We start from the raw sequence: 25764 nt of genomic DNA, 5'->3' as shown, positions 1-25764 counted from the left end.
GACCACAGAAGGGGTGGACAAAAAACTATCCGTGAGACGTCGAGATGCGCTTCGACGGCCGTCGACGGGAGCCGTGGAGACAGACGCCATCGCCGGAGGACACACGCCGATCCGCCATTCCCAGTTCTCGAAAGGTTCGGACAGGCCTAAGTACGCCCGGTGCCGAGACGCGCGTATGCGCCGTTCGAAGGTCCGAGAGGCGATCACGTTCTCGCGATTCGCCGCGTTCACAACGGGCCTGACGCTCTCGCTCGTCATGCTCGGTATCTACACCGCCGCCACGGGGTCCGGACTGGCCTGTTCGGCCCAGTGGCCGCTCTGTGACAACGGGCTCCTGCCCCAGACGATCCCGAGTTTCGTCGAGTGGTTCCACCGCCTGGTCGCGATGGTGACCGGGTGGTTCATCCTCGGGACCGCGGTCTGGTCGTGGCGCCGAACCGACCGGCGTGCCAAAGTCACGGCGACGCTCGCGGTCGTACTCCTGCCACTCCAGATCAGTATCGGTGCCGTGACGGTGACGCTGAACGGGCTCCTCCCGTCGGGGTACTCCGCCCCGACGCAGGGGGCACATCTCGTGGTCGCGCTCGCGATCTTCTCTCTGCTCGTGTGGACGACGCTCTCGGCGCGGCCGGAGACGTCGCCGTCCCTGGGAGGGGTCCAGCGGGCCCTCTCGATCGCGCTCGGCGCGCTCGGCGTGGCCGCACTCACTAGTCGCGTCGTCACGTCGATTCCGTACTCGCCGGCCGCACAGGCCGTCTTCTACGGCGCGGCACTCATCGCCGTCGCGGCGCTCCTGGCGGCGACGCGGTGGCTCGCCGACTCGGCCGTCTCGTGGCTCCGGTTCGCGACCGGTAGCGCCCTCGCTTTGCTGTTCGTCGGGATGCTCCTCGGCCGTGACCTCGTCTTCTACACGCCGACCGTTCGCCTGTTCAACGCCGCTGTCTTCCTTCTGGCGGGGGGCGCCGTCGTCGTCGCGTCGGTGCTCTCCCGGCGGGCACACACCGACGGAACGACGGGGTCGACCGTCAGAACTCGGTGACGACTTCGACGCCCGTCGTCTCGTAGTCCGTCATCGCCGCCAACCGCTCGGGCACGTCCTCGAGAGCCACCTCGCGGCGGACGATCCGTCCGGGTTCGATCGCTCTCGACTCCAGCAGACGGAGGAGTTCGTCGTATCGCGTCGGGGGCATTCCACGGGCGCCTCGGAAGTCCGCCTCGATCATCGCCATTCGTTCGACCGGGAGCGACACCTCGCCGCGCTCCTCGTCGGTCGTCAAGCCGACCTGGACGTGCGTTCCACGGCGACGGAGGGAGAACACCGAGTTGCGACAGGTCTCCGCGATCCCTAGCGCGTCGACCGAGACGTGTGCGCCGCCGTCGGTCGCGCTGCGCACGTCCGCGGTGACCGCCTGCGGCTCACGACCGTCGGCGCTCACCACCGCGTCGGCGCCGAGGTCGGTCGCCAGATCCAGCGCCGCGTCGCGGATGTCGACCGCGACGACGCGCGCACCGAGGGCGTCGGCGATGTGAACCGTCGAGAGACCGACCCCGCCACAGCCGTGGACGGCGACCCAGTCGCCGGCGCCGACCTCCCCACGTGCGGTCAGCGCGTGGAAGGCGGTCATGAACCGACAGCCGAGCGCCGCCATGTCCCGCGCCGAGACGCTGTCGGGGAGGGCCATCGCGTTGTAGTCGGCGTGGGGAACGTGGACTTCCTCGGCGAACGCGCCCTGGGCCTCGGTCTGGAAGCCGAGGGCGAGGCCGTCCTCGCAGACGTTGCCGTGGCCGCTCAGGCATTGGGGACACGAGCCGTCGCCGAGGTTGAACGGGACGGCGACGCGGTCCCCCTCGGTGAGCGTGTCGACCCGGTCGCCGACATCGACGACGCGCCCGGCCGGTTCGTGGCCAAGGATCTGTCCGTCGACGACGCGGTCGCCGACCCACTCGCCGTGGCCCTGCCAGGCGTGCCAGTCGCTCCGGCAGATGCCACACGCCTCGACGGCGACGACGACGCCGTGAGGCGCGGGATCGGGACGATCGACATCGGTGATTTCCAGCGGTTCGCCGTGCTCCCGGAGGACTGCAGCGCGCATGGCCCAGTCCACGACACACCGGCGTAAATATCGTCACGTTTGGAACTGTTTGCAGGCGTGCACTGACGTACAACGGCGACCATCGTTACATGAAATCCGAGAGGCCGGCCTGTCCGTCGTCATCGTCGGCGTCGGCCTCGGCTGCCGTGCCGGTGTCGTCAGCGGTGTCCGCCTCGACATCGGCCTCACTGTCGGCGTCATCGGTCGGCTCCGCCGTCTCCGCGCTCGCCCGCCCCCCACCGAAGGCCTCCGAGTGAGCCTCCATCGCGGACTCGCGCAACTCCTGGGCGTCGGCGACGATGGACTCCACCTTGTTCGTCGTCTCGCCGCTCCCCGTGACGAACGACACCGCCGCCTCGTCGAAGTCGTAGTAGGCGGCCATCGCCACCGTCAGTTCGCGGGGCTTGCAGTGGTGGGTCATCGCCGCGAGGAAGGGCAGCACCTCCCGGCGGGTGGTCGCCATGCTGAACCCGCCACTCTCGGCCACCTTGCGCACCACTTCGTCGGCGGTCGAATCCGACGACGGCCAGAACTGCGGGCGGTTGAACCGCGTCCACCCGCCCTTCGACCCGTCGCGCGACGCCGCCACCCCCCCCGCGAGGGCGTCGGTCGCGTAGCGCCAGTAGCCGTACTCCTGGCTGGCGCGCACGCGGCCGAGCCACCGGTCGGCGTCGGCGAGATGGTCGTACGCCCGGGCGAGTTCCTGCCCCTCGTACACCTTGGTGACGTTCTCCGCGACCCACTTCGTCAGGTCGTCGGGCGTCTCGTCGACGCGGTAGGCCGACTGGATCGCCTCCTCGGCCGACTCCTCTTTCAGTACCGCGTCGAGGAAGGGGAAGACGTCGAGGCTGCGGTCGCGGTCGCTGGTCGCCACGTCGTCGACGGTCAGCCGTTGGCCGCCCTCGGCGGCCGCCTGGAGGTCGTTGACCGCCGAGCGGAGGTCGCCATCGTTCACCTCGGCGATGCGGTCGAGGGCGTCGGCGTCGAACTCAATGCCCTCGCGTCGGCAGATGTCCCGGAGCACGGGGACGATGGAGCGCGCGGAGACGTCGCGGAACTCGATCTCCTGGCAGGCGTTTCGCAACCCGCGACTCATCTCGTAGAAGTCGTTGGCGAGGAGGACGATGGGCTGGCCGGCGTCTTTCACGACGCGCGTGAGCGCGCTCGCCCCGCCGCGGTCGTAGTTGCCGTGCATGTTGTCCGCCTCGTCGAGGATGACGAGTTGGCGCCCACCGCCGTCGCCCTCCGTCGATCCGGCGAGCGTCGTGTTTTTCGACGCCCGGCCCGCGAACCGCTCGATGACGTCTGCCGTGCGCTGATCGGAGGCGTTGAGTTCGACCGTCTCCCACCCCATGTCGGCCGCTAGCGCGTGGGCCGCGGACGTCTTGCCGACGCCCGGACTGCCGTGGATGACGACCGCCTCGCGGTGGTCGTCCCAGGTCTTCGCCCACTCGGCCAGGGCGTCGCGGGCCTTGTCGTTCCCGCGGACTTCCGACAGCGTCGATGGGCGGTATTTCTCCGTCCAGTCGCTCATTATCGGACGAAGGCGGAGGGCGCGTTTAGTGGTTGCGGAGCACCGACTCGAACGCGCTGTCGGCGACACGGGTCCAGGATCCACGACAACATTGGTCGCACACTTATGTGTCACCGCCGCCGATCCGAACGTGTCCGCGGCCTCTCCCCCCACCACCAACTGGATAGGCAGTTCGAACGCGATCGGTCCGTCGTTCGGGGCCGCGGTCTCGTTTCTACGAAGCCGATCGTCGGACGCCGAAAAAAAGTCGCGAAGCGGCGTTAGTCGCGTCGGGCCAGCAGTCCGATAGCCAGCAGCGCTCCGGCCGCGGCGATGACGCCGAACCCGGGTCCATCACCCGACGTGGTCTCTGCCTCGGTCGCGGTGTCCGTCATCGCTTCCGTCGCCGTCGGCGATGCCGTTGCCGTTTCGGTCTCCGTCTGCGTTGCCGTCGTGGTTGCGGTCGGCTCCGCCGTCGCGGTCGCGGTCGCCGTCGCATCGTCACCGGCCACGACGGTTATCGCGTCGGTGGCCGTCGTCTCGCTCGTCCCCGTCGAGGAGTCGTTCGCCACGAGCCGCAGGTCGTAGGACGTCGTCTCCTCGACCGGCGGGTGAGTCAAGCTGAACTCGTAGGTGGCGGTGATGTCGTCGGTCGGATAGTCGGCGTCCTTGCTGACCCCGGTTCGGAGCGTGTCACGGACCCCGTCGTCGTCCGGACCGTCGACGATGCTCGTACTCGAACTCACGGGGACCGTCGCGTCGCTGGTTCGATTACGGAACTCGGCGGACGAAAACGAGAGGTTCCCGGCGTAGGCGTTCGGGAACTCGACGAACAGCACGTCGGTCTCGCCGTCGGCACTGATCTCGTTGGCCTGATACTCCAGCGTGTGGGTCGTCGTCTGTCCGGCCTGGGCCTCGCTGTTGGTGAGCGAGGTGACCGCAAGCCCGCTCACGGCGACGGTCATCCCGCTGATGAGCGCGAGACCGAGACAGGCGAACCCGATGGCAGTGACTGCTCGACGATAGCGGCCAGGAAGCTGTGACATGATGAAGCGACTGCGTGTTCCTCCGAGCGTGTGATAAAGGCCCTGAGATAGATCCGTGCGCAGACGCCGCGCGGAATCGGTGATGGGACTCCGGCCCAAGTCCTTTTCACCGCCACCGACGGATGGCACCGTATGTTGACCATCGATCCCGACGCCGGGTTCCGGGCGTTGTTCGAGCGACGCCGGCTCAACGCCGTCCTCGGGTGGCTGTTCGTGGCCGCGCTCTGCCTGATCGGCGGGGCCGCCGTGCTGGAGGGCCGGGTCCTCTGGGCGGCGTTCACGCTCGCGCTGGTCGTACTCGCGGTGCTTCCGGCCGTCGCCTTTCGCCGCGTCGATGCGATGGTTCCCTGGGAAGTGCTCGCGTTGGCCTCCGTTCCCGCGCTGGGTCGCATCCTCGTCGCCGGGCAGACCGTGGGGGACGTGACGCTCACGGGGCGGGTGACGACGTACGTCGCCGTCGCCGCCGCCGCGCTCATTATCGCCGTCGAAATCGACGTGTTCACGCCCGTCCGGATGAACCGCGCGTTCGCCGTGCTGTTCGTCGTCATCGCCACCGTCGCCACCGCCGGCGTGTGGGCCGAGGCCCGGTGGCTCTCCGACATCTTCCTCGGGACCCAACTCCTCCTCGACGGCCGCCCGGAGCACGCCGTCGAGGAGGCGCTCATGTGGGATTTCGTCGCCGCGACCATCGCGGGCGTCATCGCCGGCGTCGTCTTCGAGTTCTACTTCCGACGCTACGACACGAGCGACCGATACCCCGCCGGCGCCGTGCCGACGGAGGGAACGTAGATGCGCCTGCGCGAGTACCTCGGGGTGAGCGAGCGCCGGCAACGACAGCTCACCCGCGTGATGCAACTTCTGCTCGTCGGCCTGGTCTTCATCGGTCTCGAGCGCGGCAATCCCGGCATCGTCATCAACGCGACCATCGGGTTCGGGGTGACACACCTCCCTGCGGTCCTCGAACGCGACTACCACATTCCCATGGATTCGGCGCTGACGCTGTGGATCACGGTCGCCGTCTTCCTTCACGCTCTCGGGACGGCCGGGCTCCCCGGCGCGTCGACCAACCTCTACCGGAGCGTCTGGTGGTGGGACCACATGACACACACCCTGTCGTCGACCATCGTCGCCGCCGCGGGGTACGCCACGGCCCGCGCCATCGAACTCCACTCAGACGCCGTCTCGCTCCCCGAACGGTTCATGTTCGTGTTCATCCTGCTGTTCGTCCTCGCGTTCGGCGTGTTCTGGGAGGTCATCGAGTTCGGTGTCACGCTCATCGCTTCGGCTTCGGGATCTCAGAGTATTCTCGTCCAGTACGGCCTCGACGACACGATGCTCGACCTGCTGTTCGATACGCTCGGTGGGATCATCGTCGCGGTGTGGGGGACGGCCCACCTGACCGACGTGGTCGGTGCGCTCTCGGAGCGCTTCGGCCGCACGGACGCGTAGCCGGGAGTCGGCTGTGGATTTAAGTCGATCGTTGGTGAAGGTGTGACAGGAGTCCTGACCAATGGTATTCAAGAAGATCACCCTGATCGGACGGAGCGAGGAGAGTTTCGACGACGCGGCCGACGACGCCATCGACCGGGCCACCGAGACGCTCGACAACGTGAAATGGGTCGAAGTCGAGGAGCTCGGCGTCGAGGTCGCGGGCGTCGAGGACCGCGAGTATCAGGCCGAAGTCGTGGTGGCGTTCGAACTCGAGGACTAGCCGACTGATACTATCGGCTGTACCCGTTTCGAGAGATTCGCCCTCTCGGGGTGGCGAATATCTGTGTCGACGTACAGCTGGCAGTATGAATCGGACAGATTGAAACCGCCCACCGTCGTCAGTCGATACATGACGCTGGTGGTCGTCCCGGTCCGATACCCGCTCACGAGACATTCCCGGGCGACGCTCTCCGAGGCGGTCCGTATCGCGGAGGAACGAGACGCCGATCTGACCGTTCTTCACGTCGACCTCTATCAGGAGGGGCGGGAGGTCACGCGGACCGATCTGAAGCGGTCGGTCGAACGCGAGTTCGGCACCATCGACCGCGCGCGCTACGTCGTCCGGCGGGGCTTTCTCGTCGAGGAGACCATCCTCGACGAGGTGGCGGCCGAGGACGCCGACGCGGTCGTCATCGGCTCGAAACAGGTCAGCCGGTGGCGACGCACGTTCCGCCGGTTTCTCGACGATCCCGACATCGACACCTTCCTGCGAGAGAAACTCGACTGTGACGTGATTACGGTCAACACGTCCTGACGGTCACTCGGTCGGCGGTTCACCCGTCGGCGCGTCGTCGCCGGTCGACCCCGTCGGCCCGCTGTCCTCGCGCCGCCGGTCGATATCTGGACGATCGGACGCCTCCTCGACGGCGACCCGCGCCTGGCCGCTCGTCTCGTCGAACAGCAGGTGTTGGTGAGGGTAGGCGATCTCCACGTTCGCGTCCTCTAGTCCCTCCCAGATGCGCTCGCGGACGGTCGACTCGACGCGCGGGATCTTGTACGGCGTCCGCACCCAAAATCGGAGCACCAGCCGGACCCCGTTGTCGGCGTAGGCGTCGATCAGGCAGGTCGGCTTCGCGGGGTAGCGCGCGCTTCCGATGCGGATGTCCGGACCGCCTTCGATGACATCGTCGCAGTTCCGCGCAGCCCGTTCCATGAGTCGTCGGGCCTGGTTGAGGTCGCCCTCGTAGGTGACGAGCAGCGGGATCGACAGGCGGGTCCGCTCGTCCTCCGCCGAGAAGTTGGTCACGTCGCGTTCCCGCATCTGGGAGTTGGGGATGACCAGGAAGGTGTTTTCGAGCGTGAAGATCTTCGTATAGCGGAGCGTGATGTCGTCGACGAAGCCCCGGCGACCGTCCTCCAGTTCGATCATGTCACCGATCTCGTAGGGGTTGTCGGCGAGGACGAACACGCCGTTGATGACGCTGCCGACGATAGGTGCGAGAACGAGACCGAGGACGGCAGAGAAGACCGTCACCGAGAGGACGATGTCGCCCAAGCCGAGGCCGACCATGCTCCCGCCGATGAGCGTGGCGATGACGACCGTGGAGACGCGAAGCAGACCGAGGACGGTCTGGGCGACGCTCTGGCGCTCGAATCGCCGAGCGACGGGGCGGCCGAGCAACCGGACGAGGAACTTCGAGAGGACGATGCCGAGGCCGACGATGCCCAAGGCCACGATGATGCGGACGGCGGTGAACGTCCAGAGCCACTGGAGTAACTCGGGCGTTCCCGCCGGTGGTGCCGGCGTCGTCTGCGCGGCCGCCCCGATGTCCATAGGTGTGTCTCTCCACCTCCGGAAAAAAGGGTTTCCACGCGAGCTTTGGGGTTCGTCCCTGTCGAGAGATCGTCGCCGGACTGTGCCGGCGAGGACCCCTGCAGCCTTCCGATACTCCGTATCACAAGCTACTATAGCGTCGCCGCCGACGGCGTAGACGAATGGACCGACGGACGCGCGAGTATCTCACGGGGCGGTTCGGCGACTACTACCGGAGCGCGGACCCGTCGCTCCCCCCTGCCGCATCGGCGCGGGAGTGGGGGCACATTCCGTGGACGAGCGGCGAGGCGACCACGATGGTCCGCCACCAGTCCATCTACGATCTCGGCGACGTGGGCGACTTCCTCCAGCGCGAGGCGCCCAGACACGTCTACTTCTCCGCGGCGCAGTACGACGATCCGGGTGCGGCGTCGATGGACGACAAGGGGTGGCAGGGCGCCGACCTCGTGTTCGATCTGGACGCCGATCACCTCCCGGCTATCGACCCCGAGACGGCCACGTACGCGGAAATGCTCGCGGCGTGTAAGGACGCCCTCCGTCGGTTGCTGGATCTCCTCGAGACCGACTTCGGCTTCGACGACGTGACCGTGGTGTTCTCCGGGGGCCGCGGCTACCACGTCCACGTCCGCGACGAGGGGGTGGCCGACCTGGATTCGGCGGCCCGCCGCGAAATCGTCGACTACGTCCGCGCGGTCGACCTCGACGTCGAGGGACTGGTGCGGACCCGCGCGGTCGGCGGGACGACGCGGCGCGAACTCCGCACGCGCGGTGGGTGGGGACGACGCACCCACCGTCGCCTGCAGACGTTCGTCGACGACCTGCAGTCGCTGGACGAGGCGGCGGCGAAAGAACGGCTCATGGCGTTCGATGGCATCGGCGAGGGGCGGGCGGACACCCTGCTCGGCGCCTTCGTCGAGAACCCCGACGCGGTCGACCGGGGCAACGTCGAGGTCGGCGGTCCGGGCGCGCGCACCCTCGTCGAAGCGCTCGCCGAAGAGACGGTGGCGGCGGAGACGGCGCCCATCGACGAACCGGTGACGACGGACACGCATCGGCTGATCCGCCTGCCGGGGAGTCTCCACGGCGGGAGCGGGCTCGTCGTCCGCCGCCTCGACCGCGACGAGATCGACGACTTCGACCCGCTGGTCGACGCCGTCCCCGAACGGTTCACGCGACAGTCCGTTCGGATCGAGGTGACCGATCCCGGGACGGTCGCACTCGACGGCGACAGTTTTACACTGGACGCCGGTGAGCACTCAGTACCGGAGTGCGTCGGCGTCTTCCTGATGACGCGCGACCGGGCCCGAAAAGTCAAAGAATGAACGTCGAGGAACTGCGCTCCGTCCAGCGCACCGAACGGCAGAAAGACAGCCTCCAGCACCTGCGGGACTCGTTCTACCAGGACGTGGCTGAGTATATCGCCGAGCGCAAGGCGGAACGCGAACAGGCTGCCAAAGAGGCGGACGATCCCTTCTCCTCGCCGGAAGTCACGCGGCTCACGGACGAGATCGAGACGGCCGAGGGCGTCGTCGAGAGCATCTACGAGCGCCGGGTGGGAAAAATCGTCAAGCGTGCGACGTTCGCCGCCGCGGGCATGGCTACCGAAGACGAGGGCCTCACCGACGAGGAGCGCGAACTGTTCGAGGATCTGGTCGCCCGCATCGAGGACAACCGCGAGATGGTGATCGGTTCTCTCGTCGGCGATGCCGACGCCGATTCGGCCGCGACGGACGACGCGGGCGACGACGCGACACCCGATGCCGACCCGGACCCCGCGTCGACCGACCCGTCCCCGGAACCATCGGACGAGCCGTCGCCGCCGGATCCGGACGACCTCCTCGCGGAGGCGATGGGCGGCGGCACGGAGACGTCTGCCGAGGCCGGTCCCACAACCACGACCCCTTCGAGCGAGGACGATACGGCCCCCACCGGGCACGGCGACGCGGACTCTTCGCCTGCCTCGGTCGACGGCGGCGGATCGCCCACGCCCGACGGGGGCGACACCCCGGACGCCGACCGCACGACTCTCCGCATCACTCGCGACGTGGGCGAGATCTTCGGCGTCGACGAGCGCGAGTACGACCTCGCGAGCGAGGACGTGGTGACGCTGCCGACGCCGAACGCCGAACCGCTGCTGGCTCGCGACGCCGCCGAGCGACTCGACGCGGAGTAGGATCGGTGTTTTTCGCGCCCCGAGCGACGCCGCGTACTGCGCGAGGGGCCACAGATACTTGCCACCCCACTCCCAAGGCGGGCCATGCTCGACCGTCGGGTGGGAACGCTGGTTCTCGTGGTACTGCTCGTCGCCGCTGGGTCGGCGCCAGCCGTCGCCGGCGGAACTGAGACGGCGGCCGAGGCGACGGCGACGTGGACGCCGGCCGTCGACGCGGCGGCGATGCCGATCGCTCCACAGCAGGACCGGCCGGTCATCCACCAGCGCGCCATCGCCTCGCGGAATCCGGAACCGGGGAGCGTGACGATCACGTTCGACTACCGGATCCCGCCGTCGGTGACGGGACTCCGGGTCGGCATACCGAGCACGTCGGCCGACGGCGTCTCGGTCGCATCGACCGACGGGTTCGAGCGCTCGAGTGGGTGGTTCCGCTGGGACGGTGAGACCGAACGCCCGAGCGTCTCGGTGCGACTCGCGGTCGGCGAGTCGCTCGCCGACGGCGTACGCGGCGTCGAGCGCGAAGATTGGGGGCTGGTCTCGGAGCCGAACACCCGGGTCCAGGCCCGGACTGACCAGCGACCGGTCAGAACCACCGCCTTCGGCGTCGCGAGCGATGAACCCGGGTACGCGGCCAGCCACCTGGCGTATCTCGGGGCGCACGACCGCCGGAACGTGACGGTCGCCGACGAGCGAGCGACGTTCGTCCTCGGGGGCGAGGACGTCGACACGTCGCGGGCAGCAGACTTCCTCCGCACCGCGAACGAACACTTTGACTTCGGCGTCCAGCGGGACGCAGTGACCGTATTCGTTCTCCCGTTGAACGCCTCGGAGACCGAGGGCATCGAGGCAGCGACCGTCGACGACGCGTTCTGGGTGAGCGAGGCGGCGCTCCAGTTCGCCGACACGGGGACCGTCTTCGCCCACGAATACGTCCACACGCGCCTCGGACCGGTCGGGGCCGGGGATGCGGCGTGGCTGACGGAGGCGGCGGCGGAGTATTACGGCCGCGTCTTCGCGCTCAACGACGGCGTCGGCACCTACGACGAGTTCCTCGACGGACTCCGCGCGCCCGAGTACGCTCCCGACCGGCAGTCGGTGATCCTCTCGCAACCGTGGACCTGGCGGGGGACGACCGCCCATTACGACAAGGGCGCACACGTCCTCGCGGCGCTCGACGCACGGATCCAGCGCCGGACCGGCGGTGAGCGGGACCTCCGTGATGTCTTCGAGGGGCGATCCGAGTCGTTCCGGGACTACCGCGCCTTCCGCGCGGCGGTGATCGGCGTGACCGGCGACGAGTCGATCGGATCGTGGCTGGACCGCTACGTCGTCGGCGACGCCCTGCCGCCGCTCCCCGAGAACCCCCGATATTACGTCGCCGCGGAGTCGCTCGATCCGGACGGCGACGGGGCGGCGAGCGGGGCCGAACTGGACCGCGGCGACCACCCGTTCGTCGAGGGAGCGGACGGCGGCGTCGATCCGATGCCGGCGGCGGAGGGCGCCACGGCGACAGCCGGCGGCGAGACGACGGGGACGACCCCCGCAGCGACCGGAACCAGCGGCGGGGCACCCGGGTTCGACGTCGTCGTGGCTGTGGTCGCCGTCGTACTCGCGACGCTCCGCCTCCGGGAATGAGATTCGCTCCCGAGGCGCCGCCGCTGACGCGTCGCCTCAGTCTCGGACGGCTCGTTTTACTGGTGGTTCACGCCGATCCGCCTCACTCGTCGTCGGCGCTGAGGATGCCGCGGTGGGTCATCCGCTCGGGGTCGAGTACGTCGTCGGCCTCGTCCTCGGTCAGGTACCCCTTCTCGACGGCCACCTCGCGCACGGTCTTGTCCTCCTTGAGCGCCGTCTTCGCCACTTCGGAGGCCTTGTCGTAGCCGATGGCGGGGTTGAGCGCCGTCGCGAGCGCCATCGACCGCTCGACGGCCGCCTCGCAGTGGGCCTCGTTCGCTTCCAGTTTGGCGACGAACTTCTCGGCGAACGCCTCCGCAGCGTTCGCGAGGACGTCGGTGGATTGGAGGAAATTGTGAGCGACGACGGGCTTGTAGAGGTTGAGGTCGAGTTGCCCGCCGGCCGCACCGGCGGAGACTGCGGCGTCGTTGCCGACGACCTGGGTGTGGACCTGATTGACCGCCTCGGCGACGACGGGGTTGATCTTCCCGGGCATGATGGAGGACCCGGGCTGATTTTCGGGCTGTTCGATCTCGCCCAGACCGTTGCGTGGGCCGGACGCGAGCAGGCGAAGATCGTTGGCGATTTTGTTGAGCGAGCCAGCGACCGTCCGGAGCGCGCCGTGGGCCTCGCTCATGGCGTCGTGGGCGGCCTGTGCCTCGAAGTGATCGTCGGCCTCGCGGAAGGGGAGCCCCGTCTCGGCAGCGATGTACTCCGCGGCGCGTTCGGGGAACTCCGGATGCGTGTTCAATCCCGTTCCCGTGGCCGTTCCGCCGAGGGCGAGTTCGGCCAGCCGTGGCGTGACCGACTCACAGCGGTCGATCCCCTTCTCGACCTGGGTTCGGTAGCCGCCGAACTCCTGGCCGAGGCGGACGGGCGTGGCGTCCTGCAGGTGGGTGCGGCCGGTCTTGACCACGCCGTCGAACGCCTCCGCTTTGGCGTCGAGTTCGGCCGCCAGCGTCTCCAAGGCGGGAACCAGATCGTTCTGGACCGCCTCCAGGGCGGCGACGTGCATCGCCGTCGGAATCACGTCGTTCGAGGACTGCCCGAAGTTGACGTGGTCGTTCGGATGGACGACTCGGTCGCCCACCTCGTGGCCGAGCCGTTCGGCCGCCCGGTTGGCGATAACCTCGTTGGCGTTCATGTTCGAGGAGGTGCCCGACCCCGTTTGGAAGACATCGACCGGGAACTGGTCGTCGTGCTCGCCGGCGATGACCTCGTCGGCGGCGGCGACGATGGCGTCGGCCACCTCGTCGTCGAGGAGACCCAAGTCGCGGTTGGCCCGCGCTGCGGACTTCTTGACGATGCCGAGCGCGCGGACGAACCGCCGACCGAATGTTTCGTCGCTGATGGGGAAGTTCTGGACGGCGCGCTGGGTCTGGGCGCCCCAGTACGCGTCGGCGGGCACGCGAATCTCGCCGAGGCTGTCCCGTTCGGTCCGGACGTCGCCGTCGGTCTCGGAGTCGTCGCTCATGCGGAGACCGACGGGAGCCGCGTCGTAAAAGTTACCGCTACGCCTCGGGGCCGTGTTCCTCGTACGCCTCGGGCGTGTAAGTCTTCATCTCCAGGGCGTGGATGTCGGTCGTCATGTAGCCGTCGAGCGCGTCGTAGACGAGTTCGTGTTGCTGGACGAGCGACAGGTCCTCGAAGGCCGGCGAGACGACGACGGCGGCGAAGTGGGCGTCCTCGTGGTCCTCGTCGGGCACGCGGGGCTTGGTGACCGTCGCGTCGGCGTCCTCGATGCCCTCCTCGATGAGTCGTTCGACCTCGGCAGTGTCCATACCCCGACTCGGGCGGTCACGGCGGAAAAGCTGACGGATCGGGGGGCAGCATGCGGAGCCTTTTTACCTACCGCCGCTAACCTCACGTTATGGACTCGGCGGTACTACTCGATCTCCTCGGCAACGAGAACCGCCGGCGGATCCTTCGACTGCTGTCTCGAAAGCCCTGTTATGTCACCGAGATCAGCGAGTATCTCGGCGTGAGTCCGAAGGCGGTCATCGACCATCTCCGGAAACTGGAGGAGGCGGGACTGGTCGAGAGTCACACCGACGATCAGCGTCGGAAATACTTCCATATCTCGCGCAACCTTCGCCTCGAGGTGAGCGTCTCGCCGTACGGGTTCGGCGTCAAGAGCGCCTATCCGGCGAATCCGAGTCTCGACATGAACGGCCGCTGTCGACACCTCTCGCTCGACACGCCGGCCCAGGCCGACGACGACGTCGGCGAACTCGCGGCGGCGTTCGACCAGTTGCAGACGCTGGAGAACGAACTCTCCCTGGCCCAGCGGTGGGTGTACGGCCGGGTCACGGAGATCCTCGACCGCCTCGACGACCACCTCGGCGTCGACGCCGACAGCCGGTTCCACGCGGAGGTGCTCGCCGCGGTTGCGACGGCCTCCGGCACGACGGCGGAGATCGTCGACGCCGTCGAGGCGCCGACCGACGCCGTCCGAGGGGCGCTGAACACGCTCGCCGACCGCGGGTTGATCGAGCGCGAGGGCGACGAGTGGCGACTCGCCTGATCAGAGGTCCCGCGTCAGTCCCGCCCGGAGATCGCGACCGAAGTAATGCCCGAGCAGCGCCGCGACCAGTCCGGCGGTGACCCCGACGCCCGCGATGCGGAGGCCGTAGTCGGCGGCTATGGGTGCGAACGCGGAGGTGAACGCCGACAGCACGAACCCCGCGCCGGCGGCGAGAGCGCCCGCGAGACCCGCTTCGACGTACCGGCGCTCGGAGTCGACGAACGCGAGACAGAAGCCCGCGAGCGCGACGCCCAGAAACCGGCCGACGATGCCGACGACGGGGACGGCGCTCCCGGCGACGAGGCCGGCGATCGAGAGCGCGAGCGCCAGGAGGAACTGTCGCGGCGCGAACACGCGGCGAAGGCGACCCATACCGTGACTGTGACGGCGACGGTCAAGTGCGTTGTGACGCGGGAACGAATGGATTCAAGTCCGCCCGGGCGATAGCCCGACGCATGAACCCAGGGGATCGCGTCCGCGTCGAGCGCGGGGGCGTCGAGAACGAGGGCGTCCTCATGCCCTCGACGACGGCCGACGACCTCGTCGTGAAGCTGAGCGGCGGCTACAACGTCGGCATCGACCGCGACGACGCCAGCGTCGAAGTGCTCGAACGCGACGTGTACGACATCGAGAGCGCAACCGAGGGCGACGGCTCGTCGACCATCGAGTTCGACGACGACCTGCCGACGATTTCGCTCATCTCGACCGGCGGCACCATCGCCTCAACGGTCGACTACCGCACCGGCGCCGTGACCGCCCAGTTCGACGCCGAGGACGTGCTCCGCGCAGTGCCGGATCTCGCGGGGCGGGCCAACTACCGCGGCCGCGTCGTCGCCAACATCCTCTCGGAGAACATGACGCCCGCGGTGTGGCAGGACCTCGCCGCGGCCGTCGCCGAGGAGATCGAAGCCGGTGCCGACGGCGTCGTCGTCATGCACGGCACCGACACGATGCAGTACAGCGCGTCGGCGCTCGCGTTCATGCTCGACACGCCGGTGCCGGTCGTCTTCACCGGAAGCCAGCGCTCGGCGGACCGCCCCTCCAGCGACAACGTGATGAACGCCGTCTGTGCGGTCGAGGCCGCAAAGAGCGACCGCGCGGACGTGCTGGTCTGTATGCACGAGTCGTCGAGCGACGACGCCTGTGCCCTTCATCGCGGCACGCGCGTCCGCAAGAACCACACCTCGCGGCGCGACGCCTTCGAGACGGTGGGCGCGAAGCCGGTCGGCCGCGTCGACTACGACACGGAGGCGGTCACGTTCCGTCGCAGCGGCCCCGAGCGCGGCGAGACCGACCTCGACCTGTCGGCGGACCTGGAGACGGGCGTCGAACTCGTGAAGTTCACGCCGGGGATGGACCCCGCGGCTCTCGACTACCTCGACGGCGCGGCCGGCGTCGTCATCGAAGGGACGGGACTGGGCCACGTCAGCACGAACTGGATCGATCGCATCGAGGACCTGGTCGACGACGGCACCGTCGTCGCCATGACCAGCCAGTGTCTCGAGGGCCGCGTCTGTGACCGCGTGTACGACACGGGGCGCGACCTCCTGGAGGCGGGCGTCGTCGAGGCGGGCGACACCCTGCCGGAGACGGCGACGGCGAAACTGATGTGGGTGCTGGCGAACCGATCGGACCCTACCGACGCGATGCGGCGATCGCTAGCGGGCGAACTGCAGTCGCGGTCCGTCCCCTGGACCTGAAGCGGATCGATGGAACTGTATTCCGTGGTTCGCCGAGACGGTCCGCCGAACCCCCGGTCCTGACTTCCAGTAAAACCGTACGACAGCTACGGCTCCGGGACGGTTCCAAGCGCCACGTAGTGCGGAACCGCGTCCGAGAAGATTCCTGCCGGCGACACCTTGAACGCGTACGACTCCTCGGAGACGATGTCGAACGCGACCGCTCTGGTCTGTCGGAGCCCTGGCTGGAGCTGTTCGAACGTGATGCCTTCCGTCCCGAACCGCGCGTCCTGGCTGAGATACGTGGTCGCCTCGTCGTCGGCGTCGAACGTCCGGCCCTGACTGTCGACCACCTGGAGGTGCCGGGACGTGATGTCGATGGATTCGTCGCCCACGTTCTCCATCGTGAGACCGACGACGAGAAACAGCCCGTCCGCGGTGGTCGTGAACGATTCGGTGCCGATCCGTTCGGCCACACTGACGGTCTCGACGACGTAGCGGATCGACCGCACGCCCGTCCCGACGGTGAACGGGTCGCCGAGGTCGTGTTGCGGGCGCGCGCTGGCGCCGACCGGCGTCTCTGACATCTCGTCCGGGGTGGGCTCCCCGCCGCCGTCGTCGGCCGATGTCGAGTCACCCGTACAGCCCGCGAGCGGAAGGACGCTGCTCGCCGCAAGCCCGGTGAGAACCCCCCGCCGATCCATCTCCATGCGCATGGATCAGCATCGGTCCATATACCAGTTCGTAACCAGTTATCAGGCGTAGTAACCTGCGACCGGCTGCCGATCCACAATCCACTTACCCGTACCCGTCGGAGAACGCGTATGATTCACGTCGTCGGCGGGGGCATCGCGGGCCTGGCCGCCGCCTACCGACTCCAGCAGCACGGCTACGAAGCGACGGTGCTGGAGGCGAGCGACGACCTCGGCGGTCTGGCGGCCACCTACGCCACGGCCGGCGACGACGTCGAGAAGTTCTACCACCACCTCTCGAAGTCCGAGGAGACCATCGTCGACCTCGCGACGGACCTCGGCCTCGGCGACCGGGTGGAGTGGTTGGTCGGCAAGAACGCCTACTACGTCGACGGCGTCGTCCATCCACTGGACACTCTGCCACAGATCGCGGCCTACCCGCATCTCAGCCTCTACGACACCCTCCGCCTCGGACTGTTGACCCTCGAAATCGACGTTCGGGGCGGGGTTCCGCGGTTCGACACCTACGACGACCTGGCGGACTTCGAGGGCGTCCCGATCAAACAGTTCCTGCTCGAACACACCACGCGCGGCGTCTACGAGAACTTCTTCGAACCCCTGCTGGACGCCAAGTTCGGCGACCGCAAGGACGACGTGAGCGCGGCGTGGCTGCTCGGGCGCATCAAGTTCCGCGGCGAACGCGACCTGCGGCGGGGCGAGATCCTCGGCTACTTCGAGGGCGGGTTCGCGGTCCTGATCGACGCCCTCGTCGACGCGGTGGGTCGCGAGAACATCGTCACCGGCGCGCGGGCGACGGACATCGCGACGGCCGACGGACAGGTCGAATCGGTCACCGTCGAGACGGACGAGCGGGCCGAGATCCAGTCGACCGACGGCGTCGTCGTCGCGACGATGCCGAACGTGCTCGAATCCCTGACGGGCTACGCCTGCGACATCGACTTCCAGGGCGCGGTGTGTGCCGTCGTGACGATGGACGAGTCGCTCACCGACACGTACTGGCTCAACATCGCCCACGACGCGCCCTTCGGCGCGCTCATCGAGCACACGAACTTCGTCCCGACCGAGCGCTACGGCGGCGACCACCTGCTCTACATCGCCAGTTACGTCCAGGACGAGTCCGAGGCCGTCTGGCAGATGGACGACGAGGAACTGCGAGAGACGTGGCTCGGCCACGTCGAAGAGATGTTCCCGGACTTCGCTCGGGCGAGCGTCAGCGAGTTCCGCGTCGCGCGAAATCCGCGTGCGGCACCCGTCTACGAACGGGGGTATCTCGACCTGATCGTGCCGTACGACCTGGGCGAAGCCGTCGCCGACGGCGTCTACTACGCGGGGATGGCGAGTCGCGCGCAGTACCCCGAGCGGAGCCTCAACGGCGGCGTCGTCGCGGGATTCGAGTGTGCGGACCGCATCGCCGACGAGTAACCGTCACTTCTCGTCGACGCCGGGCGCGGCCGTCACGTCGACATCGGCGGGTTCGTCCGCGCCGCCGACGACGAGGTTGCCCTCGCCGTCCTCGACGTAGACGTCATCGGCGAACCCGCCCTCGGCGTGTGGGTGTTCGGGGTCGTCGAGGCGTTCGGGCGTCGACGGCGCCTCGGGCAGGTCCCCGCCGTACTCGCCGAGGGGGTCGGCGATGGTGATGCCGTGGCGCTCGAAGAAGTCGCTGTAGCGGTCGTAGTGGGCCTGTAGTTCGTCGGCCGGGAACTCCATCATCTCGGTCCAGCCGTGGTTGTAGAACTCGAAGTTGCCCTGGATATGCGTGATTTCGCGGGCCTCGGCCTCGGAGTAGCCCGCGTCGAGGGCGTCCACGTAGGTGTCGAAGGTACGGTCGAAGAAGGCCTCGAGGTGGGCTTCCCGCTCTTCCCGATGGCCCTCGGCGGCTTTCTCGCCGAAGACATCGACGTGTAGGTCGACGAGTTTCTCGCGCACCATGTCGCCGACGACGGGCATCGTGAGCGCCTGTTTGGCGGCGAAGTGTCGGACGTTCTGGCGGAGTTTCATCGGCGTGGGTTGGGGTCGTTGGGCCTTCAACCCAGCGGCTCTCCGACTCCGATTGAGGCGAATTTCGCGGATAGCAATCGACATTAACCCGTCCCCCCAAACGTCGGCGTATGACCAAGTCGTATGTAATCATCGGCGACGGGATCGCCGGGAGCTCCGCCGCCGAGACGTTGCGCGACGAGTCGCCGGACGCCGAGATCACCGTCATCACGGACGAGGGGGAAGCGCTCTATAACCGCATCCTCATCAAGGAGTTTGCCAAGGGGAAACTCCCCGAGATGCCGGTGTCCATCCACGAGCCGTCGTGGTACGAGGACCGTGACATCGATCTGCGACTCAACACGCTGATTACGGATATCGACCCCGACGCCCACCGCCTCCGGACCCACGAGGGCGACACCATCGACTACGACAACCTCCTCATCGCCACGGGCGGGACGCCGACACAGCTGCCGGTCGACAACAGCGACGCCGACGGCATCCACCACTTCTGGACGTTTCAGGACGCCCGAGCGATCCGCGAACACGCCGAAGAGGCGGAGACGGGAATCGTCGTCGGCGCGGGCCTGCTGGGCATCGACCTCGCGGCCATCTGTGGCGAGCAGGACGTTGACGCCCACTACCTGATGCGTGGCGACTGCTGGTGGCGCTACGCGCTCTCGACGGAGGGCGCCGAAATCCTCCACGACGCCATGCGCGAACGCGGCGTCGAACCCGTCTTCCAGAGTGGCGTCGACCACTTCGAAACCGACGACGGCGGCCACGTCACTGCGGCCGTCGACCCCAACGGCGACCGCTACGACGGCGACTTCGTCGGCATCGCCATCGGCCTGACGTACAACACCGAGTTCCTCCAGGGGACGGGCGTCGAACGCGACGGCGGCATCTTCGTCGACGAGTACATGCGGACGAACGTCGACGACATCTACGCGGCGGGCGACATCACCCGCTACTACGACACCATCATCGGCGAACGGACCCAGAACGGGTCGTGGGACAGCGCCAAGGCCCAGGGCACCATCGCGGCGAAGAACATGCTCGAAGACGAGTCCGAGGCCTTCCGCTTCGTCTCCTCGTACTCCATCACCCACTTCGACTTCCCCTTCCTCTCCTTTGGCCACCCGACCCTCGGCGACGACGAATGCGAACGCAAGTACTCGGACACCGAGTGGCGGCGGCTGGCGTTCAAGGACGGCAAAATCGTCGGTGGCGTCCTCATCGGCGATCTGTCGCCCCAGAGCGCCTACAAGCAACTGATGGAACAGGAACGCGTCGTCGCGGATCAGAAGGACGTGCTCCTCGAGAAATCCGTCGACCTCGACGAACTCGCGCCGACCCAGGAACAGTAAGGACCGCCCGTCGTTTTTTCCGCTTTGCTCGCCGCGCAGGTACGTCTCTCCGCGTTTCGCTGCTGCCCGCTGCGTGCGGACATGATCCGCTCCCGAACTGTCCAGTGAATTTATATAATCTGTCCGGAATGCGTACGTAGTGTGGCACCGCTACACACGGAGGCGTGCGACGATGCAATGTAACCGAACGCGGACGGACAGTGAGACGGCACTCGGGGCACGAGGGATCGCGAGTCGGGAGGCACGGCGATGATCGTCGGTGTCCCCGGCGAGACGGCGGCAGACGAGACGCGGGTCTCGCTCACGCCGCCAGTCACGGAACGACTCGTCGACGACGGACTCGACGTCTGTGTCGCCAGCGGCGCGGGCGAGGGATCGGACTGGGCCGACGCGGCGTACCGCGAGGCCGGGTGCGAGGTGGTCACGGACCGGGACGAGGTGTTCGAACGCGCCGATGTCGTCTGCCAGGTTCGGGGCCTGGCGGCGAACGCCGACGAACCGATGGATCCGTACCGGGAGGGACAGGTCGTCGTCGGCACCCTCGGTCCCTACGACCTCGACGACGAGACGTACGACGAACTCGCCGATCGGCGAGTCAGCGCGTTCGCGCTCGAGTTCATGCCGCGCATCAGCCGCGCACAGAGCATGGACGTGCTGTCGTCGATGGCCAGCGTCGGCGGCTACAAGGCGACGCTGGTCGCGGCGGAACGGCTCCCCAAACTGTTCCCGCTCGAAATGACCGCCGCCGGCACGGTTCAGCCGGCGGAGGTGTTCGTCATCGGGGCGGGCGTCGCGGGACTCAAGGCGATTTCGACCGCCGAGCGCCTCGGCGCGTCGGTGCGGGGCTACGACATCCGTCTGGAAGTCAAACAGGAGGTGGAGAGCCTCGGCGCGGATTTCGTCGAACTCGACCTGGAGACCGAAGGGTCGGGCGACGACGAGGGGTACGCCAGGGAGATGGACGAGGAGTTCTACCGCCAGCAGCGCAAGGAGTTGGGGCGGGTCGTCCCGGAGTCGGACGTCGTCATCACGACGGCGGCCATCCCGGGCGCGCCCGCGCCCGAACTCGTCAGCGAGGAGATGATCGCCGAGATGGACGACGGATCGGTCATCGTCGACCTGGCGGCTGCGGACGGCGGCAACTGCGACCCGACGGTGGCCGACGAAACCGTCGAGTTCGAGGGCGTCACCGTCTTCGGCCCGACGAACCTCCCGGCGACCGTCCCCGGCACGGCGAGCCAACTGTTCGCCAACAACCTGCGCAACTTCCTGACGCATCTGCTCGACGACGGCGAACTCGTCATCGACACGGACGACGAGATCATCGATTCGACCCTACTCACACACGATGGCACGATACGACGACCCCACGAGGACAGTGACGACGGCAACGAGACCGACGACGGAGGCGAGACCGATGCGGAGTGATCGCCGATGACGTTCGTCCAGAACCTGACGCTGTTCGTGCTCTCGGCGTTCGTCGGCTACGAGATCATCACGAAGATCCCGACGAACCTCCACACGCCGCTGATGTCGGGGGCGAACGCCATCTCCGGGATCACGCTCCTCGGGTCGGTCGTCGTCGCCGGTTCCGGATCGACGACGCTCGCGACGGCGCTCGGCTTCCTGGCGGTCGTCATGGCCACCATCAACGTCGTCGGCGGCTATCTCGTGAGCCACTTCATGCTCGACCAGTTCAGTCAGCGGGGGCGCTAAGATGGCCGGCGTCCTCGGGGGGCTCCCGGACTCGGTGCTGCAGTTCGCCTACCTCGTCGCCGGGGTGTTGTTCATCCAGGGCCTGCGCGATATGACCCATCCGCGGACCGCGACCCGCGGGAACCAGATCTCGTCGCTGGGGATGGCGCTCGCCGTCGTCAGCACCATTCTCTGGTTCGAAATCCTGTCGCCGCTGGTTCTCGGCGCGGCGCTGCTCGTCGGCGGCGCCATCGGCGTCTGGCTGGCAGTAACGGTGGAGACGACCGAGATGCCACAGCTCGTCGGGCTGTTCAACGGCTTCGGGGGCGGCGCCTCCGCGCTCGTCGCCGGGGCGGAGCTGGTCGACATCAGCGCGACAGGGGGCGGTCTCCCGCTCGGTCTGACGACGACGGCGGCCCTCGCGGGCCTCATCGGCTCGGTGACGTTCTGGGGCAGCCTCGTCGCCGCCGGCAAGCTTCACGGACTGGTCGGCGGCTCGCCCGTGAGCCGCAACGTCGGCCACGGGATCAAGGTCGTCTGCCTGCTGGCGGCGCTCGCGGGTGGCGCCGCACTCGTTGCGCAGCCGGCCGCAATCAGCGAGTCGGGCCTCGCGTCGGTGGTGCCGTCCTACTGGTTCCTGGTCGCGGCCGCGTCGATACTCGGGGTGTTTCTGGTCGTCCCCATCGGTGGGGCGGATATGCCGGTCGTCATCGCCCTGCTCAACTCCTACTCGGGGTTGGCGGCGGCGACGACGGGGTTCGTGCTGAACAACACCGTCCTCATCATCGCCGGGACGCTGGTCGGCGCCTCGGGACTGATCCTGACGATCATCATGTGCGAGTCGATGAATCGGTCGCTGGTCAACGTGCTCTTCGGCGGCCTCGGCGAGGACAGCGACACCGAGGACATGCCCGACATCTACGAAGGCAATATCACGGAAACCTCGCCCGAAGAGGTCGAGATGCTGCTGGACGTGGCCCAGCGCGTGGTCATCGTCCCCGGGTACGGGATGGCGGTGGCCCAGGCCCAGCACGCGGTGGCCGAACTGGCCGAACTGCTCGAAGCGGACGGCGTCGACGTCGAGTTCGGCATTCATCCCGTGGCCGGCCGAATGCCGGGGCACATGAACGCCCTGCTGGCCGAGGCCGACGTACCATACGAGAAGATGCGGGAACTGGAGGACGTGAACCCCACGTTCTCACAGACCGACGTGGTGATCGTGACGGGCGCCAACGATGTGGTCAACCCGATGGCGAACACCGACGACTCCAGCCCCATCGCGGGGATGCCGGTTCTCAACGTCGGCGATGCCCGCACCGTCGTCGTCAATAAGCGAAGCCTCAGCCCCGGTTTCTCCGGGATCCCCAACCCGCTGTTCGCCCAGGACAACACGAACATGCTCTTCGGTGACGCCAAGGAGTCGATGCAGGAACTGGTGAACGCCTACAAGGAGAACCGCTGAGACGTACTGCCGTGTTTTTTCGGCAGTTGCTGCCGGAGCCGACCGACGACAGTCCGTCTGAGACGGGTCCCTCGCTGGACGAAACGTTTATGATCGTTAGTGTTGTATGTTATCGCATGACACGGGCTATCGACTCGGAGAAGAGCGTCCGCCGGACGGAGACGGTGCCCGAAACCGCCCGAGTGCGCGATTTCGACGAACTCGACGACGCGGCCCAGGAGTTTTTCGTCGGCGTCGCCGAGGGCGTGTCGCCGCGCGATCCGGCGACGCTTCCGGGGCTCAGCGAGGGCGACATCGTCGTGTTCACGGACTACTACCACATCCAGTAGCGTCGTGGCCCGGTCGTATCGAAGCCGTTTTGCCCGCCGACGGCGGTATGTCGAGTATGGAAAGCGGCGGGACGATGACGCTCGCGTTCGAACTCGAGGCACTCAAGGCGCTCGCCGACCCGAACGCGGTGTTCGACGACGCCCGACAGTGGACCGAGTACGTGGGCGTCCTCAGCGACCAACCGACGTACGTCGTCACTAACTTCACGCGCAAGCGACGCCTCCGGCAGGACTTCTTCTCGGGGCCGCGTGGCGTGCGCGAGAGCCTCGACAACGTGGCCGACCAGTTCGACACCGACCGCCACGTCTTCATCGGGACGACCGAGGAGGATCGGGAAGTCGCCGAGGAGATGAGCTGGGAGTATCTTTCCATCGAGGAGGCGGCGGAGTTCGCGGCGTGGGATCTGGGCGACGAGACGGCGGACGACCCCTTCGAGGCGGAGACGCGCGACGACTGGCCATAGCCGGACCGAAAGCCATAATCGCAGCGCGTCCGTGCAGATAGGCGATGAGTCACCAGTTGCCTGACGTACAGGCAAGCCAGCCCGACGTGACCGTCGGGCTCAGTCAGGTCGGAGTCACCGGGGTCGAGAAACTCCTCAAACTCGACCGGAACGGGAAGCGACCGATCGTTCTGATGGCGGAGTTCGAAGTGTTCGTCGACCTGCCCAGCGGGCGGAAGGGCATCGACATGAGCCGAAACATGCAGGTGATCGACGAGACGCTGGAGACGGCCGTTTCCGAACCCTCCTACCGGGTCGAGGAGGTCTGTGGCGACGTGGCCGAACGACTGCTCGAGAAACACGACTACACCTCCACGGCGGAGGTGCGGATGGAAGCCGACTACGTGACCCGAGAGGAGACGCCGGCCTCGGGGCTCGCGACACAGAACACCGCGACTATCATCGCGGGTGCGGTCGCCACCGAGGAGGGAACGAAAGAGGAGATCGGCGCCCGCGTCACCGGCATGACCGTCTGTCCGTGTTCGCAGGGCATGTCCGAATCCCGGGCCCGCGAGACGCTCGACAGCCTTGGTGTCGACGAGGAGACGGTCGACGCCTTCCTCGACGAAGTGCCCCAGCCGGGTCACTCCCAGCGTGGCCACGCCACGCTCACGCTCACGAGCGAGGGCGCGTCCGACATCGACCTCCGGGACATCATCGACGTCGCCCGCGACGCCATGAGCGCGCGCATCTACAATCTCGCGAAGCGGCCGGACGAGGACCACATGACCTACCACGCCCACGCGAACGCCAAGTTCGTCGAGGACTGCGTGCGGTCGCTGGCCGAGTCCGTCGTCGAGGAGTTCGACCACCTCGACGACGAGACGGTCGTCCACATGAAGCAGTCGAACGACGAATCCATCCACCAGCACAACGCCCACGCGGAGCGGGAACTCACCCTGCAGGCACTGCGCGAAGAAGTCGGCGCCCAGTCTTAGAGACGCTCTGGCGGCGTCGACGCCGTCCACTGTTCGTCGAAGACGGTCCGTACATCGTCGGCGAAGGCGGCGTCCTTGAAATCGATCATGGCGAACGCCTCGCCGGAGTCGAGCGGGTTCGGCACCTCGATACACACTTCCTCGCCGTCGATGAGCGTGAAGGTGCCGTCGATGGCCGTCGACGTGCGGATCTCGTAGTTCTCGTCGTCGCCGAGGCGGTCGGCGTACGCCGCGCGAAGGTCGTCCGACACGGTGTCGACGAGGCCAGGGTGGATGAGGATCGACACCGACACGCCCCGTGAGAGCGCCGCTTCGAAGGCCTCCAGAACGCGCTGGCCCACCGCACCGATGTCGACCTGTGCGGACGGGAGGCCGGCGACGTGATGGATCCGCTCGTCGGCCGCCGCGACGCGTTCGATGAGCAGGTCGACCGTCTCGTCCGGGCCGACAGCCGCGGTCCAGAACTGCCCCTCGATGGGTCCCGCGGCGTCGAGTTCGTCGCTCAACTCGTCGGCAACCGCCTCGTACCGTTCGGCCTGCTGTTCGAGTTCCCGCTTTCGGGCCTCCACGAGCCGTTCCAGCGCGGTGTCGGGTTCGACCGCGATGTACTTCTTCGGGCGACTGGCCGCCTGACTCCGCACCAGACCGTTCCCCTCCAGTCCGTTCAACACGTCGTATATCCGCCCCATCGGTACGTCACTCCCGGACGACAACTCCTTGGCGGTTGCCGGTCCGGTATCGAGGAGTCCACGGTACGCCCGAGATTCATACTCCGAGAGGCCGAGATCGCGCAACGTCGCCATGTCC

28 protein-coding genes are annotated in these 25764 nt (G+C 67.6%); 18 read left to right on the top strand and 10 right to left on the bottom strand.

From position 1 onward, the window contains the following. Positions 1–175: 175 nt before the first annotated feature. Entirely contained in the window at positions 176–1039 is an 864-nt protein-coding gene (locus MXB53_RS08065; protein WP_248896865.1) for a COX15/CtaA family protein, read from the top strand. Here the strand turns inward: MXB53_RS08065 and MXB53_RS08060 are convergent. From MXB53_RS08060 to MXB53_RS08050, 3 genes are all read right to left on the bottom strand, one after another. Then, complete coding sequence (locus tag MXB53_RS08060; protein ID WP_248896864.1) at positions 1026–2093, bottom strand: zinc-dependent alcohol dehydrogenase family protein; 1068 nt, start codon at positions 2091–2093, stop codon at positions 1026–1028. The two genes, MXB53_RS08065 and MXB53_RS08060, sit on opposite strands and share 14 nt — an antisense overlap. 85 nt (positions 2094–2178) lie before the next feature. Continuing rightward, positions 2179–3627 carry a replication factor C large subunit gene (locus MXB53_RS08055; RefSeq protein ID WP_248896863.1) on the bottom strand — a complete coding sequence of 483 codons (1449 nt, stop codon included), beginning with the start codon at positions 3625–3627 and terminating at the stop codon, positions 2179–2181. Between the two features lie 260 nt (positions 3628–3887). Continuing rightward, complete coding sequence (locus tag MXB53_RS08050) at positions 3888–4652, bottom strand: PGF-CTERM sorting domain-containing protein (protein ID WP_248896862.1); 765 nt, start codon at positions 4650–4652, stop codon at positions 3888–3890. A gap of 132 nt (positions 4653–4784) precedes the next feature. Here MXB53_RS08050 and MXB53_RS08045 point away from each other — a divergent pair, with 132 nt between their 5' ends. From MXB53_RS08045 to MXB53_RS08030, 4 genes are all read left to right on the top strand, one after another. After that, positions 4785–5441: a hypothetical protein gene (locus MXB53_RS08045; RefSeq protein ID WP_248896861.1), complete on the top strand. Its 657-nt coding sequence runs from the start codon at positions 4785–4787 to the stop codon at positions 5439–5441. Beyond that, the gene (locus MXB53_RS08040) at positions 5442–6101 is read left to right on the top strand and encodes a DUF2238 domain-containing protein (protein ID WP_248896860.1); all 660 of its coding nucleotides are present in this window, start codon (positions 5442–5444) and stop codon (positions 6099–6101) included. Between the two features lie 61 nt (positions 6102–6162). Then, a complete protein-coding gene (locus MXB53_RS08035) occupies positions 6163–6363 on the top strand; it encodes a dodecin (protein ID WP_248896859.1) in 201 nt (66 codons plus the stop codon). A 129-nt stretch (positions 6364–6492) separates the two neighbouring features. Then, positions 6493–6897, top strand: coding sequence for a universal stress protein (locus MXB53_RS08030; RefSeq protein ID WP_248896858.1), 405 nt, complete (start codon positions 6493–6495; stop codon positions 6895–6897). A 3-nt stretch (positions 6898–6900) separates the two neighbouring features. On the opposite strand, the gene MXB53_RS08025 is transcribed toward MXB53_RS08030, so the two are convergent. Then, positions 6901–7917 carry a mechanosensitive ion channel family protein gene (locus MXB53_RS08025; RefSeq protein ID WP_248896857.1) on the bottom strand — a complete coding sequence of 339 codons (1017 nt, stop codon included), beginning with the start codon at positions 7915–7917 and terminating at the stop codon, positions 6901–6903. 161 nt (positions 7918–8078) lie between these two features. On the opposite strand from MXB53_RS08025, the gene priS reads away from it, so the two are divergent. The 3 genes from priS (at position 8079) to MXB53_RS08010 (ending at position 11725) form a co-directional block, all read left to right on the top strand. Next, complete coding sequence (gene priS, locus MXB53_RS08020; RefSeq protein ID WP_248896856.1) at positions 8079–9239, top strand: DNA primase small subunit PriS; 1161 nt, start codon at positions 8079–8081, stop codon at positions 9237–9239. Beyond that, entirely contained in the window at positions 9236–10090 is an 855-nt protein-coding gene (locus MXB53_RS08015; RefSeq protein WP_248896855.1) for a hypothetical protein, read from the top strand. Before priS ends, MXB53_RS08015 begins: the two co-directional genes overlap by 4 nt. Positions 10091–10174: 84 nt before the next feature. Next, positions 10175–11725, top strand: coding sequence for a M61 metallopeptidase family protein (locus MXB53_RS08010; RefSeq protein ID WP_248896854.1), 1551 nt, complete (start codon positions 10175–10177; stop codon positions 11723–11725). Positions 11726–11807: 82 nt separating this feature from the next. Here the strand turns inward: MXB53_RS08010 and MXB53_RS08005 are convergent, their stop codons facing one another. Both MXB53_RS08005 and MXB53_RS08000 read right to left on the bottom strand, forming a co-directional pair. Continuing rightward, a complete protein-coding gene (locus tag MXB53_RS08005; protein ID WP_248896853.1) occupies positions 11808–13238 on the bottom strand; it encodes a class II fumarate hydratase in 1431 nt (476 codons plus the stop codon). Between the two features lie 37 nt (positions 13239–13275). Further along, positions 13276–13545, bottom strand: coding sequence for a BolA family protein (locus tag MXB53_RS08000; RefSeq protein WP_248896852.1), 270 nt, complete (start codon positions 13543–13545; stop codon positions 13276–13278). A gap of 89 nt (positions 13546–13634) precedes the next feature. Here MXB53_RS08000 and MXB53_RS07995 point away from each other — a divergent pair, with 89 nt between their 5' ends. Continuing rightward, entirely contained in the window at positions 13635–14288 is a 654-nt protein-coding gene (locus MXB53_RS07995; RefSeq protein ID WP_248896851.1) for an ArsR family transcriptional regulator, read from the top strand. Here MXB53_RS07995 and MXB53_RS07990 read toward each other — a convergent pair whose 3' ends face one another. Beyond that, entirely contained in the window at positions 14289–14660 is a 372-nt protein-coding gene (locus MXB53_RS07990; RefSeq protein WP_248896850.1) for a hypothetical protein, read from the bottom strand. Between the two features lie 83 nt (positions 14661–14743). Here MXB53_RS07990 and gatD point away from each other — a divergent pair, with 83 nt between their 5' ends. Then, positions 14744–15988, top strand: coding sequence for a Glu-tRNA(Gln) amidotransferase subunit GatD (gene gatD, locus MXB53_RS07985; RefSeq protein WP_248896849.1), 1245 nt, complete (start codon positions 14744–14746; stop codon positions 15986–15988). An 86-nt stretch (positions 15989–16074) separates the two neighbouring features. Here the strand turns inward: gatD and MXB53_RS07980 are convergent, their stop codons facing one another. Then, entirely contained in the window at positions 16075–16677 is a 603-nt protein-coding gene (locus MXB53_RS07980) for a DUF4352 domain-containing protein (RefSeq protein ID WP_248896848.1), read from the bottom strand. Between the two features lie 114 nt (positions 16678–16791). Here MXB53_RS07980 and MXB53_RS07975 point away from each other — a divergent pair, with 114 nt between their 5' ends. Further along, positions 16792–18102: an NAD(P)/FAD-dependent oxidoreductase gene (locus MXB53_RS07975; protein WP_248896847.1), complete on the top strand. Its 1311-nt coding sequence runs from the start codon at positions 16792–16794 to the stop codon at positions 18100–18102. 3 nt (positions 18103–18105) lie between these two features. Here MXB53_RS07975 and MXB53_RS07970 read toward each other — a convergent pair whose 3' ends face one another. After that, positions 18106–18681 (bottom strand): DUF6149 family protein, encoded by a 576-nt coding sequence (locus tag MXB53_RS07970; RefSeq protein WP_248896846.1) that lies wholly within the window; start codon positions 18679–18681, stop codon positions 18106–18108. A gap of 110 nt (positions 18682–18791) precedes the next feature. On the opposite strand from MXB53_RS07970, the gene MXB53_RS07965 reads away from it, so the two are divergent. From MXB53_RS07965 to mptA, 7 genes are all read left to right on the top strand, one after another. Next, complete coding sequence (locus tag MXB53_RS07965) at positions 18792–20030, top strand: NAD(P)/FAD-dependent oxidoreductase (RefSeq protein ID WP_248896845.1); 1239 nt, start codon at positions 18792–18794, stop codon at positions 20028–20030. A gap of 249 nt (positions 20031–20279) precedes the next feature. Further along, positions 20280–21458 carry a Re/Si-specific NAD(P)(+) transhydrogenase subunit alpha gene (locus MXB53_RS07960; RefSeq protein WP_248896844.1) on the top strand — a complete coding sequence of 393 codons (1179 nt, stop codon included), beginning with the start codon at positions 20280–20282 and terminating at the stop codon, positions 21456–21458. A gap of 6 nt (positions 21459–21464) precedes the next feature. After that, complete coding sequence (locus tag MXB53_RS07955; RefSeq protein ID WP_248896843.1) at positions 21465–21746, top strand: NAD(P) transhydrogenase subunit alpha part 2; 282 nt, start codon at positions 21465–21467, stop codon at positions 21744–21746. A 1-nt stretch (position 21747) separates the two neighbouring features. Next, positions 21748–23187, top strand: a complete 1440-nt coding sequence (locus tag MXB53_RS07950) for an NAD(P)(+) transhydrogenase (Re/Si-specific) subunit beta (RefSeq protein WP_248896842.1) — start codon at positions 21748–21750, stop codon at positions 23185–23187. A 116-nt stretch (positions 23188–23303) separates the two neighbouring features. Next, a complete protein-coding gene (locus tag MXB53_RS07945; protein WP_248896841.1) occupies positions 23304–23516 on the top strand; it encodes a DUF7979 domain-containing protein in 213 nt (70 codons plus the stop codon). 56 nt (positions 23517–23572) lie between these two features. Next, the gene (locus MXB53_RS07940; RefSeq protein ID WP_248896840.1) at positions 23573–23980 is read left to right on the top strand and encodes a DUF7124 domain-containing protein; all 408 of its coding nucleotides are present in this window, start codon (positions 23573–23575) and stop codon (positions 23978–23980) included. A 44-nt stretch (positions 23981–24024) separates the two neighbouring features. Next, the gene (gene mptA / locus MXB53_RS07935) at positions 24025–24957 is read left to right on the top strand and encodes a GTP cyclohydrolase MptA (protein WP_248896839.1); all 933 of its coding nucleotides are present in this window, start codon (positions 24025–24027) and stop codon (positions 24955–24957) included. Here mptA and MXB53_RS07930 read toward each other — a convergent pair. After that, the gene (locus tag MXB53_RS07930) at positions 24954–25760 is read right to left on the bottom strand and encodes a TrmB family transcriptional regulator (RefSeq protein ID WP_248896838.1); all 807 of its coding nucleotides are present in this window, start codon (positions 25758–25760) and stop codon (positions 24954–24956) included. The genes mptA and MXB53_RS07930 overlap by 4 nt on opposite strands. Between the last annotated feature and the right edge of the window lie 4 nt (positions 25761–25764).

It is taken from the genome of Haloplanus sp. XH21, from assembly GCF_023276355.1.
In the GTDB taxonomy this organism is placed as follows: domain Archaea; phylum Halobacteriota; class Halobacteria; order Halobacteriales; family Haloferacaceae; genus Haloplanus; species Haloplanus halobius.
Note: the sequence above shows the minus strand (reverse complement) of the source record. Positions and strands in the feature narration are given on the sequence as shown.

What these genes read in the sequence shown, in the direction of transcription:
- MXB53_RS08065 (WP_248896865.1), top strand. Translation starts at nt 176, where the DNA reads ATGCGCCGTTCGAAGGTCCGAGAGGCGATCACGTTCTCGCGATTCGCC.
- MXB53_RS08060 (WP_248896864.1), bottom strand. Translation starts at nt 2,093, where the DNA reads ATGCGCGCTGCAGTCCTCCGGGAGCACGGCGAACCGCTGGAAATCACC.
- MXB53_RS08055 (WP_248896863.1), bottom strand. Translation starts at nt 3,627, where the DNA reads ATGAGCGACTGGACGGAGAAATACCGCCCATCGACGCTGTCGGAAGTC.
- MXB53_RS08050 (WP_248896862.1), bottom strand. Translation starts at nt 4,652, where the DNA reads ATGTCACAGCTTCCTGGCCGCTATCGTCGAGCAGTCACTGCCATCGGG.
- MXB53_RS08045 (WP_248896861.1), top strand. Translation starts at nt 4,785, where the DNA reads ATGTTGACCATCGATCCCGACGCCGGGTTCCGGGCGTTGTTCGAGCGA.
- MXB53_RS08040 (WP_248896860.1), top strand. Translation starts at nt 5,442, where the DNA reads ATGCGCCTGCGCGAGTACCTCGGGGTGAGCGAGCGCCGGCAACGACAG.
- MXB53_RS08035 (WP_248896859.1), top strand. Translation starts at nt 6,163, where the DNA reads ATGGTATTCAAGAAGATCACCCTGATCGGACGGAGCGAGGAGAGTTTC.
- MXB53_RS08030 (WP_248896858.1), top strand. Translation starts at nt 6,493, where the DNA reads ATGACGCTGGTGGTCGTCCCGGTCCGATACCCGCTCACGAGACATTCC.
- MXB53_RS08025 (WP_248896857.1), bottom strand. Translation starts at nt 7,917, where the DNA reads ATGGACATCGGGGCGGCCGCGCAGACGACGCCGGCACCACCGGCGGGA.
- priS (WP_248896856.1), top strand. Translation starts at nt 8,079, where the DNA reads ATGGACCGACGGACGCGCGAGTATCTCACGGGGCGGTTCGGCGACTAC.
- MXB53_RS08015 (WP_248896855.1), top strand. Translation starts at nt 9,236, where the DNA reads ATGAACGTCGAGGAACTGCGCTCCGTCCAGCGCACCGAACGGCAGAAA.
- MXB53_RS08010 (WP_248896854.1), top strand. Translation starts at nt 10,175, where the DNA reads ATGCTCGACCGTCGGGTGGGAACGCTGGTTCTCGTGGTACTGCTCGTC.
- MXB53_RS08005 (WP_248896853.1), bottom strand. Translation starts at nt 13,238, where the DNA reads ATGAGCGACGACTCCGAGACCGACGGCGACGTCCGGACCGAACGGGAC.
- MXB53_RS08000 (WP_248896852.1), bottom strand. Translation starts at nt 13,545, where the DNA reads ATGGACACTGCCGAGGTCGAACGACTCATCGAGGAGGGCATCGAGGAC.
- MXB53_RS07995 (WP_248896851.1), top strand. Translation starts at nt 13,635, where the DNA reads ATGGACTCGGCGGTACTACTCGATCTCCTCGGCAACGAGAACCGCCGG.
- MXB53_RS07990 (WP_248896850.1), bottom strand. Translation starts at nt 14,660, where the DNA reads ATGGGTCGCCTTCGCCGCGTGTTCGCGCCGCGACAGTTCCTCCTGGCG.
- gatD (WP_248896849.1), top strand. Translation starts at nt 14,744, where the DNA reads ATGAACCCAGGGGATCGCGTCCGCGTCGAGCGCGGGGGCGTCGAGAAC.
- MXB53_RS07980 (WP_248896848.1), bottom strand. Translation starts at nt 16,677, where the DNA reads ATGGAGATGGATCGGCGGGGGGTTCTCACCGGGCTTGCGGCGAGCAGC.
- MXB53_RS07975 (WP_248896847.1), top strand. Translation starts at nt 16,792, where the DNA reads ATGATTCACGTCGTCGGCGGGGGCATCGCGGGCCTGGCCGCCGCCTAC.
- MXB53_RS07970 (WP_248896846.1), bottom strand. Translation starts at nt 18,681, where the DNA reads ATGAAACTCCGCCAGAACGTCCGACACTTCGCCGCCAAACAGGCGCTC.
- MXB53_RS07965 (WP_248896845.1), top strand. Translation starts at nt 18,792, where the DNA reads ATGACCAAGTCGTATGTAATCATCGGCGACGGGATCGCCGGGAGCTCC.
- MXB53_RS07960 (WP_248896844.1), top strand. Translation starts at nt 20,280, where the DNA reads ATGATCGTCGGTGTCCCCGGCGAGACGGCGGCAGACGAGACGCGGGTC.
- MXB53_RS07955 (WP_248896843.1), top strand. Translation starts at nt 21,465, where the DNA reads ATGACGTTCGTCCAGAACCTGACGCTGTTCGTGCTCTCGGCGTTCGTC.
- MXB53_RS07950 (WP_248896842.1), top strand. Translation starts at nt 21,748, where the DNA reads ATGGCCGGCGTCCTCGGGGGGCTCCCGGACTCGGTGCTGCAGTTCGCC.
- MXB53_RS07945 (WP_248896841.1), top strand. Translation starts at nt 23,304, where the DNA reads ATGACACGGGCTATCGACTCGGAGAAGAGCGTCCGCCGGACGGAGACG.
- MXB53_RS07940 (WP_248896840.1), top strand. Translation starts at nt 23,573, where the DNA reads ATGGAAAGCGGCGGGACGATGACGCTCGCGTTCGAACTCGAGGCACTC.
- mptA (WP_248896839.1), top strand. Translation starts at nt 24,025, where the DNA reads ATGAGTCACCAGTTGCCTGACGTACAGGCAAGCCAGCCCGACGTGACC.
- MXB53_RS07930 (WP_248896838.1), bottom strand. Translation starts at nt 25,760, where the DNA reads ATGGCGACGTTGCGCGATCTCGGCCTCTCGGAGTATGAATCTCGGGCG.